Below are 14409 nucleotides of genomic sequence, written 5' to 3'. Positions count from 1 at the left end.
CGACAGACGAGACGATCGACGAGAGGAACACCATGACCAGACGACCGACGCGATCCCTGCGACTCCTCGCGGCCCTCGGGGCGGCGGCGCTCCTGACCGGATGCACCACCGGTGACGACGATCCGGACGGGGGCCCGTCGTCACCGACGCCGGCCGTCGCGACGACGGAGGCGAGCCAGACCGTCTACGGAGAGTGCGTCGACGGGGTGGCCACCATCCTCGCCGACGACCTCGACGGACGCTTCGAGCTCGGCGACTGCTCGACCGTGAGCGTCGTCGGGGTGGACGGCGACATCGTCCTCGGCCAGGTCGAGCGCCTCGTCCTCGAGGGCGACCGGAACACCGTCGTCGTCGCGGAGGTCGCACACGTCGCGTTCGGCGGGAACGGCAACGTCGTCGAGCACGGCGGCGCCGAACCCGAGGTCGTCGACGACGGCGACGAGAACCGGATCGCGCCGACCGACTGAGTCCGCGGAGCGGCACGACGCGCACCACCCAGAGGGGCATCGCCGGCGGCGGTGCCCCTCTGGCATGTCGTCCGTGTCGCTTATTCCGATGACATGTGTCATTAATGAGAGTCGTGATCCTCGACCGGGATCCTCCGACGACCAGAAAGACGACCAGCACATGAAACGACTCCCTCAGGCGGCGGGCGCTCTCGCTCTCGCCGCCGTCCTGCTCGGCGGGGTCCTCACGCCGCCGGCGGTGGCGTCGACCGTCACCCCGAATCCGTTCACGACCCCGCTGGCGTTCCGCTCGGCCGACGGCGGCTACGTGGCCTACCGGGAGAGCCCCGAACCCGACGACGACGGCCGGTACTCGTTCCGCGCCACCCGGCACGCGGAGCTGGCCGATGCGCTCACCACCGCCACGCGCGTGGCCCTGCCCGAGCCCGGCGCGGCGGCGGCTCCGGTCAGCCTGCCCACCGGCGACGCGTGCCTGACGTCCCTGCCGGTCGGATCCGACGCGCTCACGCTCGTCGCCGCGCCCGACGCCTGCGACGACCCCGCCGGGCTCTGGCTGGTGACGCGCGAGGGTCAGGTGCGGCCCTCGTCGGGCGACGTCGGACTCGGCGCGGTCCAGGCGGCCGACCCGTCGGTGTGGCCCAACACGGGCCTCCGACCCGCGCTGACGGCACCGGCGGCGCCCCTCGCCGACCGACGGTTCGATCGCCGCCCGCTCGAGGCCGAGCTGGTCCAGGTGAACGACATCGCCCGCACGGCCGTCATCACGGGAACGGCCACCTCGTTCGCCTCCGTGCGGGTCGGTGCCGTGCGGGCCGACGTCCGAGAGGACGGGACCTTCCGGATCACCGCGACGCGACTCGCCATCGGGCACAACGAGCTCCGGATCGAGCAGGTCGTGGCCGGCGAGGTCGTCGACGCGGTCGCCCTCGACGCCGACGTCGTCGACGGCGGCCGCATCCTCCCCGCGGCAGGCCCCACCGTCGACCTCGAGCGCGGATCCGACACCGGCGTGCTCCTCGGAGTCACGACGATCGACGACTTCGCCCGCCTCGAGGGCGTGGCCGAGATCACCGCGCCGAGCGGCACGACCCTCTCGGCGGGCCAGACGACGCTGTCCGCCGAACGTCGCGGCTCCGACGGGACGTGGGCGCCCGACACCAGGCTGGATCTCGTCGGCGGGACGACCGCGGCCGACGGTCGCCGCGCCTCCTACGATCTGCACTGGCGTGATGCGGCCGAGGTGCTGCCGTCCGGGAGCGAGGTCCGGTGGACGGTCGACGTCGCCACGCCGGCATCCGCGTCCGCTGCGGCGGGTTCGCTCGGCTTCGGCTTCTCGGGGACGGGTGCCCCCAGCGACTTCCGCGCCGTCGGCTCGACGCCGACCACCATCACGGTGCCGCCCCGCGAGGTGACGGCCCAGGTGACGCTGCCCGACGCGCTCGACGAGCGTGCGGTGGTGTCCGGCGAAGGCCACGAGGGGGCTCGCATCGAGGTGAGCGTCGACGACGCCCCTCTCGGGACGACCGAGGTCGTCGACGAGGCCTGGGCGCTCGAGATCGACCCCGACCTCGGCCCGGATCGGCACGTGCTCGACGTCGTGCAGAGCATCGACGGCGCACCCGCCGGACGCACGAGCGCCGAGGTCGACTTCGGACCGGCGGTCGACCTGGTCGCGCCCGTCTCGGGCCAGGTCGTCCCCGGCGGGACGACCGTGTCGGGCACCGGTGCGCCCGGGGCCGAGGTCACCGTGGAGGTCGACGGCCGCTCGGAGACCGCGGCCGTCGTGGACGGCGCGTGGTCCGTCGAGGTGGAGCTGCCGCCGTCGCACGACGAGAGCACCATCGAGGTCGCCCAGCGGGCGCGGGGAGACGTCCGGTCGGCCGACCGGGTGCGGGTCGTCGCGGACGCTCGACAGGAGCTCTCGCCGGTCGTCGTCGACGGACCGGCCGACGGCTGGTACCGCAGCGGCGAAGCCACCACCCTCTCGGGGACGGCGACGCCGTACGCCCGCGTCGTGGTCCGCAACCAGTGGACGAACGAGGCCGGTCGCGCCGTGGCGGACGCCGACGGCGCCTGGTCGTTCGAGCGCGCGTGGGGGCCGACGGCCGCCTACCGGCTGACCGCGACGCAGACCCTGGTCGACGGCCGCACCTCGTCGTCGGCCGAGTTCACCCTGCTCCCCCTGGGCTCGTTCCGAGCACTCGAGGTCACCAGCCACGCGGCGAACGACAGCTACGTGCCGGGCCTCACGACCTTCAGCGGCGTCGCGACCCCCGGGGCGTGGGTGACGGCGACCAACCAGTGGGATCGACGCCTCTTCGCCACGCGGGCGTCGCAGACCACCGGCGAGTGGAGCGCGCCGGCCGAACTCGGTCCGGTGGCCGACTACGACGTGCGGATCTCGCAGACGGCGCCCGACGGGCAGCCCGACCAGGTCCGACTGCGCCTGACGCCCATCATCGGGTGGGTGCCGGCGACCGTGACCAGCCACGTCGACGGCGGCGAGTACGTGCCGGGTCCCGTGACGCTGGCCGGCGCGGGCACTCCCCGGGCGACGATCGCCATCACCAACCAGTGGGGCGTCTCGATGGGCACCACGACCGTCGGCACCGACGGGCGCTGGTCGGTCCGTCGCGACATGGGGCCTCGAGCCTCGTACGCGCTGACCGTCGTCCAGACCCGCGGATCGGAGACGAACACCGTCGAGCTCGTGCTGAACCCGCCGGCCTGGCGGGCACTGCAGCTGCTCAGCCCGGAGGTCGGCGACCGCTACGAGCCGGGTGCGCGGACCGAGTTCCGCGGAGTCGCGACTCCGCACTCGACCGTGACGGTGACGACCGACCTCGGCTCGGTGCTCTTCCAGGCGCCGGTCGCCGCGGACGGCACCTGGTCGAACACCCGGGCGTACGGCCCCGTCCGGACGTACACGCTGACGATCGAGCAGGCGGCGACGACCGACCAGGGCGACGCGCTGCGGTTCGTCTGGGCGCCCGACATCGCCCTGCGGCCGGTCGCCGTGACCAGCCACGACGACGGCGAGACCTACCGCCCGGGTCCCGTCACGCTCGGCGGCACGGGCACGCCAGGCGCCACCGTGCGGGTGACGAACCAGTGGGGTGCGGCCATGGGCACCTCGGAGGTCGATCTCGACGGCCGCTGGAGCATCCAGCGCGAGCTCGGGCCGCGGAGCGACTACATCCTCACCGTGCAGCAGGACAGAGCGGGCGAGACCGACGAGACGCGCCTCACCCTCCTCGCACCCGTCTGGCAGCGCATGACCATCGACTCCCCGGTGGTCGACGACGGTTACGACAGGGACGTCGACGTGAGGTTCGCCGGACGCGCGACGCCGTTCGCCACGATCGACGTCTCGACGGCCTCCGGGGTGCAGCTCGCGGCCCCCACGGCCGACCGGAACGGCGACTGGTCGTTCACCCGCCGGTTCGGCCCCGAGCACGTGTACACGCTCGTCTTCACGCAGCAGGCCGCGGGCCACGCCGACGACGCGCTCGACCCGATCCGGTTCGGGCCGGCCGGGGGCTGATCGATCCGACCGGCTCCGCGTCGCCCGCTCGGGGCGACGCGGGGCCGGCCGGCGCCCGAGGCGCGTCGGGCCGCATCGGCTCGGGCGAGCGCAGACTGGGACGATGCTCGATGTGACTCTGGCCCGCCGACTCCACGACGCCGGGCTGCGCTGGCATCCGACCACCGGCGACCGGTTCGTCATCGATCGAGGCGAGTTCGTCGGCGATGTCTTCACCATCAGCGAGATGACCATCGAGGCCCACGAGTACCCGACGGGCACCGTCCTCGGCTTCAACGGGACGACCGAGTGGGCGCTCGACTCCGTCGCCGCCGACCAGTCGCTCTGGCTGCCCCGGGAGGACCAGCTGAGGGCCCTGCTGGCGCGGTCGTTCCGCTCGTTGACCCGCGCCTCCTCGGCCGACGGCGACGGCGACGCTCACGTCGACGAGGCGGACCCGACAGCCGAGCGGATCGTCTACGAGGTCCGGGTCGACTCGTCGGGCGGAGAGCGCGTCTTCCGGGCCGCCGACCCCGAGGACGCCTACGCCGCCGCCCTGCTGGCCTACATCGACGCGTCGCTGAGCCTCTAGGCCGGCTCGAGCCGACCTCAGCGTCGGACGGAGACCGTCACCGTGAACTTGGCGGTGCGGGCGACCTGCCGCGTGGGGCCCACGGCGCGCTCGAGCGCACCGCGGTATGCGAGTGGCGAGTTCCACACGCACCAGAGCTCGCCGCCGGGGGCGAGCATCCGAGCCGCGGCGTCGAACAGCTTGTGCGCGATGCCGGCGTGCACCGTCGCCCCGACGTGGAACGGCGGATTGAGCAGCACCAGATCGGCCGACCCGTCGGGGATCGACGACCCGGCGTCGTCGCGCCGCACCTCCACCCGGTCGGCGACCCCGTTGGCGGCGGCCGTCGCCTCGGCAGACGACACGGCGGCCCACGACTGGTCGGTGGCGATCACCCGCCAGGCGGGGTGGTCGAGCGCCCACGAGGTGGCGAGCACACCCGTGCCGCAGCCGAGATCGACCGCGAGCGGGGTCTCGTGCGCAGGCGAAGCCCCGGGCCTAGCCCCCAGCGCAGCCCCGGGCTCCACCCCGCTGAGCGCCTCGAGCAGCGCCCGCGTGCCGATGTCGACGGTGGATCCGGCGAACGCGGCCCCGTGGGCGACGACGACCAGATCACCGTGGCGGGAGGTGCGCGGCCAGTCGGGTGCGCCTCCTCGGACCGGCCCGGACGCGGTGACGACGCGCGACTTCTGACGTCCGAGCCCGGCCGTCACCGACGCGAAGCGACGCGCGAGGACGTCGTTCATCGCGGTGGTCATGTGCTTGACGCGCCCCCCGGCGAAGACCTGGACGTCGGGGTCGGCGTGCCGGGCCACGAGCGCCGCGATCTCGTCGAGGGCGTCGAGCCCCCGGGGCAGCTGCAGCAGCACGACCCGGGCGCCGTCGACCAGCGCGGCGTCGAGCGCATGCCCGACGACCACGGCCGACGACCCCAGCCTCTCGGTGTTGGCGGCGAGCGCCAGTTCGCCCGAACGGGCGTCCTGGTGCGAGCGGATCGGGTGCGCGCCGACCAGGGCGGCTGCGCCGAGGGCGAGGGCGCCGTAGCGATCGCCGATCACCGTGACCCGGTCGGGATGGGCGACCAGCGCCTCCTCGGCGGTGTCGAGCAGCAGCCGGTCGGTGGCGTCGTGGGCCAGCAGCTCGGGCGCCTCGACGTCGGGCCATCGGCGGAGCCGGTCGAAGTCGATCACCCCGACACGGTACCGGTACGGCGGTGAGCCCGCGTCAGCGGAGCGGACGCCAGACGACGAGCGACGTCTGGCGTGCCGGGCGGGTGCCGTGCTTGAGCGGCACCACGCCGCTCTCGCCGGCGGCGAAGACGCGGCTCCCGGGGCGGTTGACGAGCTCGTCGGCGAGTGCCCGCTCGAGCTCGCGCACCCGCGAGTTCAGGGCGGTCACCTGGTTCTCGAGCTCGAGGATGCGTTTGATCCCTTCGAGCGAGACGCCCTCGCCGCCGAGGCGCGAGATCTCGCGCAGCTGCACGACGTCGCGCATCGAGTAGCGACGCGACTTGCCGGCGGTCCGCTGCGGCACGACCAGACCGAGCCGGTCGTACTGTCGCAGCGTCTGAGCGTGCATGCCGGCCAGCTCGGCCGCGGTCGCGATGGCGAAGATCGGCGACGACTCGTCCATCGCCCAGCCGGTCGCCGGGTCGGCCGGGTCTCTGCGCTCGGTCATCGTCGTCGTCCGATCAGGCCCGGGCGCGGGCGATCAGGTCGTCGCGCGGGTTCTCGGCCGGCAGCGCGGCGGCCAGCGCCTCGACGGCCTCGCGGGCCTTGTCGTTCAGGTGCGCGGGCACGGCCACCTGCACCGTGGCGAGCAGGTCGCCGGTGCCGTTCTTGGTCGCGACACCGCGCCCCTTGACCCGCAGCACGCGGCCGCTCGGAGTGCCCGCCGCGACGCGCAGACGCACCGGGTCGCCGCCGAGGGTCGGCACCTCGATGGTCGCGCCGAGCGCCGCCTCGGCGAACGTCACGGGCACGTCAACACGGAGGTTCTGGCCGTCGAGCTCGAAGACGGGGTGCTTCCGCACCGCGATCGTCAGCACGAGGTCGCCGGCCTCGCCGCCGTCGGGGCTGGGCTCGCCGCGACCGCGGAGGCGGATCTTCTGGCCGTCGTGCACGCCCGCGGGGATCTTGACCTTCATCGGCTTGCCGTTGGAGGCCTGCAGCGAGATGGTCTCGCCCACGATGGCGGTCTGGAAGTCGAGCGTGGTCGTGGCCGTCATGTCGCGGCCCTTCTGCGGCCCGCCGAACCCGCGGTAGCCGCCGCTGGTCTGACCGAAGCCGCCACCGCCGCCGCCGAACATGCCGCTGAAGATGTCGTCGAAGCCGCCGCCACCGCCGCCGGGCTGCCGGTACTGCGTGCGCTGACCGCCGCCGCCCTGCCCGAACATACCGCCGAAGACGTCCTCGAAGCCGCCGCCTCGGGCGCCGGGGCCGCCGCTGCCGGCCGAGAAGCGGGCACCGCCGCCCATGGCGCGCACCTGGTCGTACTCTTTGCGCTGCTCGGGGTCGGCGAGCACCGAGTGCGCCTCGCTGACCTCTTTGAACTTCGCCTCACTGGCCGCGTCGCCCGGGTTGGAGTCGGGGTGGTACTTGCGAGCGAGCTTGCGGTACACCTTCTTCAACTCGGCGGGGGTGACGTCTTTGGAGACACCGAGGACGGCGTAGAAGTCTTTATCGAACCAGTCCTGACTCGCCATGCGGCACCTCCTTCCATGGATCTTGGCCGCCCGCGAGGGGCTGCCGGAGAGAATGTGGGAGGCGGTGGGCGCCTTCTCGAGGCGCCCACCGCCGGTCGCGACTCGCGTCGCGGTGTGGTTCTACTGCGGTGCGTGCACCGCGACCTTGGCGGCCCGGATGACCCGGTCGCCGATCTTGTAGCCGGGCTCGATCACGTCTGCGACCGTGTTGACGGTCACGTCGGGGCTCGGCAGCTGCACGAGGGCGTCGTGCATGGTCGGGTCGAAGACGTCGCCCTTCGCGCCGATCTGCACGAGCCCGAACTTGTCGAGACCCCCGCGGATCTTCTGCGCGATGACGGTCATCGGACCCTCGGCGAGGTCGCCGTGCTGCTCGGCCCGGACGAGGTCGTCGAGCGCGGGCAGCAGCGACCGGACGACCTCGGCGACGACGGCCTCGCGGTTCGCCTCGCGATCGCGCTCGACGCGACGGCGGAAGTTCACCAGCTCGGCCTGCGCACGGAGCATGTCCTGGCGCATGTCGGCGACGAGATCGCGGTTCGCCTCGTCGAGGATGGCCTCGTCTTCGGCGCTCATCGCGGCCGCGGCCTCGGCCGCCCCTTCGGGCGCCTCGGCGTCGCTCGGCACCTCGACGTCGGGCGCCTCGACGGTCGGGAGGTCGTCGACCCCGTCGACCGCTGCGGTGCCGCCGTCTTCGGACGGGACGTCGGCGCTCGCCTCGGGCCGGACCTCGCCGGTCTCGGGGTCGAGTCGCCGCTTGTCTCGGACGACCGGCTCGGACTGCTCGTCGTCGGCGGGACGGTTCTGCTCGTCAGTCATGCGGACCTCTACTTCTTGTCGTTGTCGTCGTCGTCCACGACCTCGGCGTCGACGATGTCCTCGTCGTCGGCCGGGGTCTGACCGTCGCCCTCGGAGCCCTCGGGCCCGGCGGCACCCGCGGCACCGGCCTGGTCGGCCTGCCCCTGCGAGTAGATGGCCTGGCCGAGCTTCGACTGGCTCTCGTTGAGCTTGTCGAAGGCGGGCTTGACGGCGGACTCGTCGTCGCCGGCGAGGGCCGACTTCAGCGCGTCGACGTCGGCCTGGACCTCGGACTTGACGTCGGCGGGGAGCTTGTCGTCGTTGTCCTTGATCAGCTTCTCGATCGAGTAGACGAGCTGCTCGGCGTTGTTGCGGGTCTCGTTGGCCTCGCGACGCGCCTTGTCTTCGGCGGCGTGCTCCTCCGCCTCGCGGACCATGCGCTCGATGTCGTCCTTCGAGAGCGACGAGCCGCCGGAGATGACCATCGACTGCTCGGTGCCGGTGCCCTTGTCTTTAGCGGACACGTGCACGATGCCGTTGGCGTCGATGTCGAAGGTGACCTCGATCTGCGGCACGCCGCGCGGCGCGGGGGCGATGCCGGTCAGCTCGAAGGTGCCGAGGTTCTTGTTGTCGCGGGTGAACTCGCGCTCGCCCTGGAAGACCTGGATGGCGACGGACGGCTGGTTGTCGTCGGCCGTCGTGAAGGTCTCGCTGCGCTTGGTCGGGATGGCCGTGTTGCGCTCGATGAGCTTGGTCATCGCGCCGCCCTTGGTCTCGATGCCGAGGCTCAGCGGGGTGACGTCGATCAGCAGGACGTCCTTGCGCTCGCCCTTCAGCACGCCGGCCTGCAGGGCGGCGCCCACGGCCACGACCTCGTCGGGGTTCACGCCCTTGTTGGGCTCGCGACCGCCGGTCAGCTGCTTGACGACCTCGGTGACGGCCGGCATGCGGGTCGAACCGCCGACGAGGACGACGTGCGAGATGTCGCCGACCTTGACACCGGCCTCCTTGATGACGTCGTTGAAGGGCTTCTTGGTGCGGTCGAGGAGGTCGCTCGTCCACTGCTCGAACTGCGAGCGCGAGATGGTCTCGTCGAGGTTGAGCGGGCCGTCGGCCGTCAGCGTGAGGTAGGGCAGCTGGATGCTGGTCGAGGTGCTCGACGACAGCTCCTTCTTGGCCTGCTCGGCGGCCTCCTTGAGGCGCTGCTTCGCGATCTTGTCGGTCGACAGGTCGACGCCGTTGTTGTCCTTGAACTTCTTGATCAGGTGCTCGACGATGCGGTTGTCCCAGTCGTCGCCGCCGAGGCGGTTGTCACCCGAGGTGCTGCGCACCTGGATGGTGGAGAAGTCGTCGTCTTTGCCCACTTCGAGCAGCGAGACGTCGAAGGTTCCGCCACCGAGGTCGAAGACGAGGATCAGCTCGTCCTCCTTGCCCTTGTCGAGGCCGTAGGCCAGGGCCGCGGCGGTGGGCTCGTTGATGATGCGGAGCACGTTGAGACCCGCGATCTCGCCGGCCTCCTTCGTGGCCTGACGCTCGGAGTCGTTGAAGTACGCGGGCACGGTCACGACCGCGTCGGTGACCTCTTCGCCGAGGTACTGCTCGGCGTCGCGCTTCAGCTTCGCGAGGATGCGCGCGCTGATCTCCTGGGGGGTGTACTTCTTGTCGTCGATCTCGACCTTCCAGTCGGTGCCGACGTGACGCTTGACCGACGCGATGGTGCGGTCGACGTTGGTGACGGCCTGGCGCTTGGCGGTCTCGCCGACCAGCACCTCGCCGTCCTTCGTGAACGCGACGACCGAGGGGGTCGTGCGCAGACCCTCGGCGTTCGCGATGACGGTGGGCTCGCCGCCCTCGAGGACGCTGACGACCGAGTTGGTGGTTCCGAGGTCGATTCCTACTGCACGTGCCATGTGCTGTTCTCCTTCGTGGTGCGCTGTTGCGGAAACTTGTGGGGCCGGCCTTGAGTCGGCCAGGCTCAACTTTACTCGCGCCCTGGCCGAGGTCAAGCTGTGAAGCTGAAAGTTGAGCCAGAAACACTCAAGTCTCGAACGGGGGTCGCCCCCGGAGGAGGCGCGGTGCCGGCAGGACACCCCCGCCGACTAGGTTGACCCCCATGACCGCAGCGCAGACGCTCGCCGACACCGCACCGATCCCCCGTGGCCGGGTGATCTCGTGGGCGCTCTGGGACTGGGGCTCGGCCGCGTTCAACGCCGTCGTCACCTCGTTCGTCTTCAGCACGTATCTGGCGAGCGGCGCGTTCGTCGACCCCGCGATCGTCGCGGCGGGTGGCGACGCGCTGGTGAAGGCCAAGGCGGACAACGCCACCGTCATCTCGACCGCCCTGACGATCGCCGGGCTCCTCATCGCGCTGCTCGCGCCCGTGCTCGGCCAGCGGAGCGACGGCTCCGGTCGACGCAAGCTGTGGCTCGCGGTCAACACCGGCCTCGTCGTGGCGGCGATGGCCGCGATGGTCCTCGTCGCCCCGGTGCCGGGCTACCTCGTGTTCGGCGCGGCCCTGCTCGCCGTCGGCAACATCTTCTTCGAGTTCGCCAGCGTCAACTACAACGCGATGCTCGTGCAGGTCTCGACGCCCAAGACCATCGGCAAGGTGTCGGGATTCGGCTGGGGCCTCGGCTACGTCGGCGGCATCGTGCTGCTGCTGGTGCTGCTCGTCGCGTTCCTGCAGAGCTTCGGCGTCGAGGGCCGCGGCGGGCTCCTCGCCGTGCCGACCGGGACGGAAGGAGGCGCGTGGGACGTCCGCTGGGCCGTCCTCGTCTCGGCCGCGTGGTTCGCCGTGTTCGCGGTGCCGGTGCTGCTCGCGGTGCCCGAACCGCCCGCCACCGCGGCACGCGCGCGGGTGGGGCTGTGGGGTTCGTACCGCCTCCTCGGCTCCACGATCGCGAAGCTCTGGCGGACCAACCGCCAGGTGCTGCTGTTCCTGCTGGCCAGCGCGGTGTTCCGCGACGGCCTCGCGGCGGTGTTCACCTTCGGCGCGATCATCGCGGCGCAGGTGTTCGGCTTCACCCCGAGCATGGTCATCTACTTCGCGGTCGGGGCGAACCTCGTGGCCGGCATCGGCACGTTCGTCGGCGGCTGGCTCGACGATCGGCTCGGGGCGAAGACGATCATCGTCGGGTCGCTCGTCGGTCTCGTGATCGCCGCCTTCGCCGTGCTCGCCATCGGGACAGCGACGGATCTCTTCTGGGTCTTCGGCCTGGCGCTCGCCCTCTTCGTCGGGCCGATCCAGTCGGCGAGCCGGTCGTTCCTCGCCCGCGTCACGCCGCCGGGGCGCGAGGGCGAGATCTTCGGCCTCTACGCCACGACGGGGCGCGCGGTCAGCTTCCTGGCCCCGGGGCTCTTCACGCTGTTCGTCTCGGCGACGGGCGACACGCGCTACGGCATCGTCGGCATCGCCCTCGTGCTGCTCGCCGGGCTCCTGCTGATGCTTCCGGTGAAGGGCGTCCAGCGGTCCATCGACTGACTCCCACGGTCTCGATGAGGGCGATTCGAATGTAATATACGAGTCGGCCGCCCCGATCGGTCTTCCCTGCACCTCATCCGAGAGAAGACATGAAGAAGAAGATCACCACCGGGCTGGCCATGGCCGGTCTCGCCGCACTCACCCTGGGGACGGCCTCACCCGTCGCCGCAGAACCGGGCTCCGGGGCCCCCGTCGCGAACGAGACCACGGCCGCGGCGTCACCGTCCTCGACATCCACCTCGGCGACCGCCGCCGCAGCACCTCGCATCGCCTCCATCGAGCCGTCCGACCGCGACGAGCTGTCGGTCATGGGCATGGCCCCGGGCGCCCGCGTCGTGGGCATCCGCGTCGAGGGCGGACCGAGCGAAGGCGCCGGTGTCGTCGACGGCCGCTTCGCCGCCCTCATCGACATCGCCCACCTCGGCAAGAACGCCACGCTGATCTCGTACACCCCGCAGGGCGTGGTCGAGGTCGACTTCGTCCTCGAGCCCCAGTACGCCGAGGGCGAGAACGAGGCGCCCGGCACGCCCGTCATCCACGCCGTCAGCCAGTACGACGACGACAGCTTCGTCATCGAGGGCACCGTGGCGCACCAGCCCGATCTGTTCTCGAAGACCGAGGTGTGGGCCAACCGATCCGGGATGTCGTGGGACTTCCCGTCCGAGAACGGGTCGTTCTCGCTCACCGTGCCCGCCTCGCGCGCCGGCGAGATCATCGACGTGACCGCCTACTACCGGGGCCACGCGAGTGAAACTGCCCAGGTCGAGCTCGTCGAGACCGAGCGCAACACCGCCTCCGAGGTCCACCCGCTCGAGGTCGAGTCGCCTACGGCGGGCGACGTGCTGGCGGCCCCCGAGGCGACGTTCACGGGGTCCGGGATCCCGAACTCGCAGATCGTCGTGAGCCGCGACGAGAAGACGAACCGCGCCTCCTCGACCCTGTGCGAGACCCGCGTGACCTCGCTCGGCGACTGGAGCTGCACCTCGCCGGCGCTTCCCGCCGGGAGCTACGACACCGTCGTGACCGAGACGCCCACCTGGACCACCGCGCCGAAGCAGACCGCGGGCACCGCGTTCTCCGTCGCCGACACCACGCCCGATCCCGGCGCGTCGAACACCGGCGGCCCCGCGACCCCGATCCTGTCGTCGGTGACGGAAGAGGCCGACGGCAGCCTGATCGTCCGTGCCATCGTCAACGGCGCGGGCCAGGCCCGCATCGAGGTCGGCGACCACAGCGAGACCCTGCCCCGCGGGCAGCACGGTCGATTCCCGTTCACGCTCGACGGATCGATGCTCGGCCAGACCGCGACGATCACGGGTGTGTCCCCTGAGGGCGATGGCGACTCCATCGAGATCGATCTGACCCCGACCGAGGCCCCGGCGGGCTCGCCGCTGGCAGCCCCGCAGGCGCACGGCGTGACGAAGTCCGAGGGCGAGCCGTTCTACGTCCAGGGCACGACCTCGTACTTCGACGACGAGTACTCCGTCCCGTCGGTGATCGCGCAGGTCGACGGCGAGTTCATCGGTGCGACGGGGGCCACCTGGAACGGCGCGTTCTTCATCGCCATCCCGGCCGAGTACGCCGGTCAGGACATCGACCTCATCACGGTCCGGAACGCCGAACTCTCCGAGGCGACCACGATCACGGTCGAGCCGACCGAGGGCAACACGGCCTCCGAGGCGTTCCCGCTCGAGGTGACCTCGCCCGCCGAGGGCGAGAGCGTCACCCCCGACCTGACCTCCCTGGTCGGCGAGGGCATCCCCGGCGCGCGGATCTCGATCGAGTCGTCGGCCACCGAAGGCGACGCGCCGCTCATCACGAGTGTGCTCGGCGACGGCAGCTGGAGCGTGCCCGTCACTGCTCCCCTGCTGGCCGGCGACCACGAGATGACCGTCACCGAGACGCCGTACTGGCCGGGCGTGGCCTCGGTCACCTCGGCCCGCTCGTTCACCGTCTCCGACGGCTCCGACGGCTCCGAAGACGGCGACGACTCCGAAGGCGGCGAGTCCGACGAGCGAGCGATCACCGTCACCACACCGGTCGACGGCAGCACCTTCGCCGCCGGCAGCGTCGTGACCTACACCGGCACGGCCACCCCTGAGGCCACCGTCTCGGTCCGTCTCGGCTACGGCTTGGCGCCCCTGGTCGCCGAAGCGGACGAGAACGGGAACTGGACCGTGTCCCGCTGGCTCGGCAACGCGCCCTACACCGCGACCATCACCCAGTCGAAAGACGGCAAGCAGATCGGTGAGCGTCACACCGGCCCGACCATCACCCCCGCCGCGACGACCGCACCGATCGTCGTCACCGCACCCACTGACGGCGGCACCTTCGCCGCCGGCAGCGTCGTGACCTACACCGGCACCGCCACCGCCGAGGCCACCGTCTCGGTCCGCCTCGGGTACGGCCTGGCGCCCCTGGTCGCCGACGCCGACGAGAACGGCGACTGGACAGTGTCGCGCTGGCTCGGCAACGCGCCCTACACCGCGACCATCACGCAGTCCAAGGACGGCAAGCAGATCGGCGGGTCGCACACCGGCCCGACGATCACGCCTGCCGCCACGACCGCACCCGTCGTGGTCACCGCACCCGTCGACGGCAGCACGTTCGCCGCGGGCAGCGCCGTGACGTTCACCGGCACCGCCACCCCGGGCGCCGACATCGCCGTGCACCTCGGCTACGGACTCGCACCCGTCACCGGGACCGCGAACGCCTCCGGCGACTGGAGCGTCTCGCGCTGGCTCGGCAACGCGCCCTACACCGCCAAGGTGATCCAGTCCAAGAACGGCACCCCGCTCACCGCCACCCACACCGGGCCCACCATCACCCCCGCCCGCTAAGACACGGCGGGGAACCGTCCACTGG

At 71.8% G+C, this 14409-nt stretch carries 10 protein-coding genes; 5 read left to right on the top strand and 5 right to left on the bottom strand.

Annotated features, from left to right (window positions below; genetic code table 11):
• The first annotated feature begins 32 nt into the window (after positions 1-32).
• The 3 genes from SOM13_RS08535 (at position 33) to SOM13_RS08525 (ending at position 4582) form a co-directional block, all read left to right on the top strand.
• Positions 33-467 carry a DUF3060 domain-containing protein gene (locus SOM13_RS08535; RefSeq protein ID WP_192061588.1) on the top strand — a complete coding sequence of 145 codons (435 nt, stop codon included), beginning with the start codon at positions 33-35 and terminating at the stop codon, positions 465-467.
• A gap of 160 nt (positions 468-627) precedes the next feature.
• The gene (locus tag SOM13_RS08530) at positions 628-4011 is read left to right on the top strand and encodes an Ig-like domain-containing protein (RefSeq protein ID WP_320479439.1); all 3384 of its coding nucleotides are present in this window, start codon (positions 628-630) and stop codon (positions 4009-4011) included.
• 103 nt (positions 4012-4114) lie between these two features.
• Entirely contained in the window at positions 4115-4582 is a 468-nt protein-coding gene (locus SOM13_RS08525) for a pilus assembly protein CpaE (protein WP_320479438.1), read from the top strand.
• A gap of 17 nt (positions 4583-4599) precedes the next feature.
• On the opposite strand, the gene SOM13_RS08520 is transcribed toward SOM13_RS08525, so the two are convergent.
• From SOM13_RS08520 to dnaK, 5 genes are all read right to left on the bottom strand, one after another.
• Positions 4600-5751, bottom strand: coding sequence for a class I SAM-dependent methyltransferase (locus SOM13_RS08520; RefSeq protein ID WP_192061591.1), 1152 nt, complete (start codon positions 5749-5751; stop codon positions 4600-4602).
• A gap of 34 nt (positions 5752-5785) precedes the next feature.
• Positions 5786-6193: a heat shock protein transcriptional repressor HspR gene (locus SOM13_RS08515; RefSeq protein ID WP_192061599.1), complete on the bottom strand. Its 408-nt coding sequence runs from the start codon at positions 6191-6193 to the stop codon at positions 5786-5788.
• Between the two features lie 58 nt (positions 6194-6251).
• Complete coding sequence (locus tag SOM13_RS08510) at positions 6252-7265, bottom strand: DnaJ C-terminal domain-containing protein (protein ID WP_192061592.1); 1014 nt, start codon at positions 7263-7265, stop codon at positions 6252-6254.
• Between the two features lie 120 nt (positions 7266-7385).
• Positions 7386-8084, bottom strand: a complete 699-nt coding sequence (locus SOM13_RS08505; protein WP_243213906.1) for a nucleotide exchange factor GrpE — start codon at positions 8082-8084, stop codon at positions 7386-7388.
• Between the two features lie 8 nt (positions 8085-8092).
• Positions 8093-9973 (bottom strand): molecular chaperone DnaK, encoded by a 1881-nt coding sequence (dnaK, locus tag SOM13_RS08500; RefSeq protein WP_192061593.1) that lies wholly within the window; start codon positions 9971-9973, stop codon positions 8093-8095.
• 203 nt (positions 9974-10176) lie between these two features.
• Here dnaK and SOM13_RS08495 point away from each other — a divergent pair, with 203 nt between their 5' ends.
• Both SOM13_RS08495 and SOM13_RS08490 read left to right on the top strand, forming a co-directional pair.
• Positions 10177-11544 carry an MFS transporter gene (locus tag SOM13_RS08495; RefSeq protein WP_320479437.1) on the top strand — a complete coding sequence of 456 codons (1368 nt, stop codon included), beginning with the start codon at positions 10177-10179 and terminating at the stop codon, positions 11542-11544.
• Between the two features lie 89 nt (positions 11545-11633).
• Positions 11634-14384: a hypothetical protein gene (locus tag SOM13_RS08490; RefSeq protein WP_320478097.1), complete on the top strand. Its 2751-nt coding sequence runs from the start codon at positions 11634-11636 to the stop codon at positions 14382-14384.
• Positions 14385-14409: the final 25 nt, after the last annotated feature.

This window comes from Frigoribacterium sp. CFBP9030, from assembly GCF_034045195.1.
Taxonomy (GTDB): Bacteria; Actinomycetota; Actinomycetes; order Actinomycetales; family Microbacteriaceae; genus Frigoribacterium.
Note: the sequence above shows the minus strand (reverse complement) of the source record. Positions and strands in the feature narration are given on the sequence as shown.

Excerpts from the sequence above, each read along its gene's own strand:
- SOM13_RS08535 (WP_192061588.1), top strand. The coding sequence starts at position 33 with ATGACCAGACGACCGACGCGATCCCTGCGACTCCTCGCGGCCCTCGGG.
- SOM13_RS08530 (WP_320479439.1), top strand. The coding sequence starts at position 628 with ATGAAACGACTCCCTCAGGCGGCGGGCGCTCTCGCTCTCGCCGCCGTC.
- SOM13_RS08525 (WP_320479438.1), top strand. The coding sequence starts at position 4,115 with ATGCTCGATGTGACTCTGGCCCGCCGACTCCACGACGCCGGGCTGCGC.
- SOM13_RS08515 (WP_192061599.1), bottom strand. The coding sequence starts at position 6,193 with ATGGACGAGTCGTCGCCGATCTTCGCCATCGCGACCGCGGCCGAGCTG.
- SOM13_RS08510 (WP_192061592.1), bottom strand. The coding sequence starts at position 7,265 with ATGGCGAGTCAGGACTGGTTCGATAAAGACTTCTACGCCGTCCTCGGT.
- SOM13_RS08505 (WP_243213906.1), bottom strand. The coding sequence starts at position 8,084 with ATGACTGACGAGCAGAACCGTCCCGCCGACGACGAGCAGTCCGAGCCG.
- dnaK (WP_192061593.1), bottom strand. The coding sequence starts at position 9,973 with ATGGCACGTGCAGTAGGAATCGACCTCGGAACCACCAACTCGGTCGTC.
- SOM13_RS08495 (WP_320479437.1), top strand. The coding sequence starts at position 10,177 with ATGACCGCAGCGCAGACGCTCGCCGACACCGCACCGATCCCCCGTGGC.
- SOM13_RS08490 (WP_320478097.1), top strand. The coding sequence starts at position 11,634 with ATGAAGAAGAAGATCACCACCGGGCTGGCCATGGCCGGTCTCGCCGCA.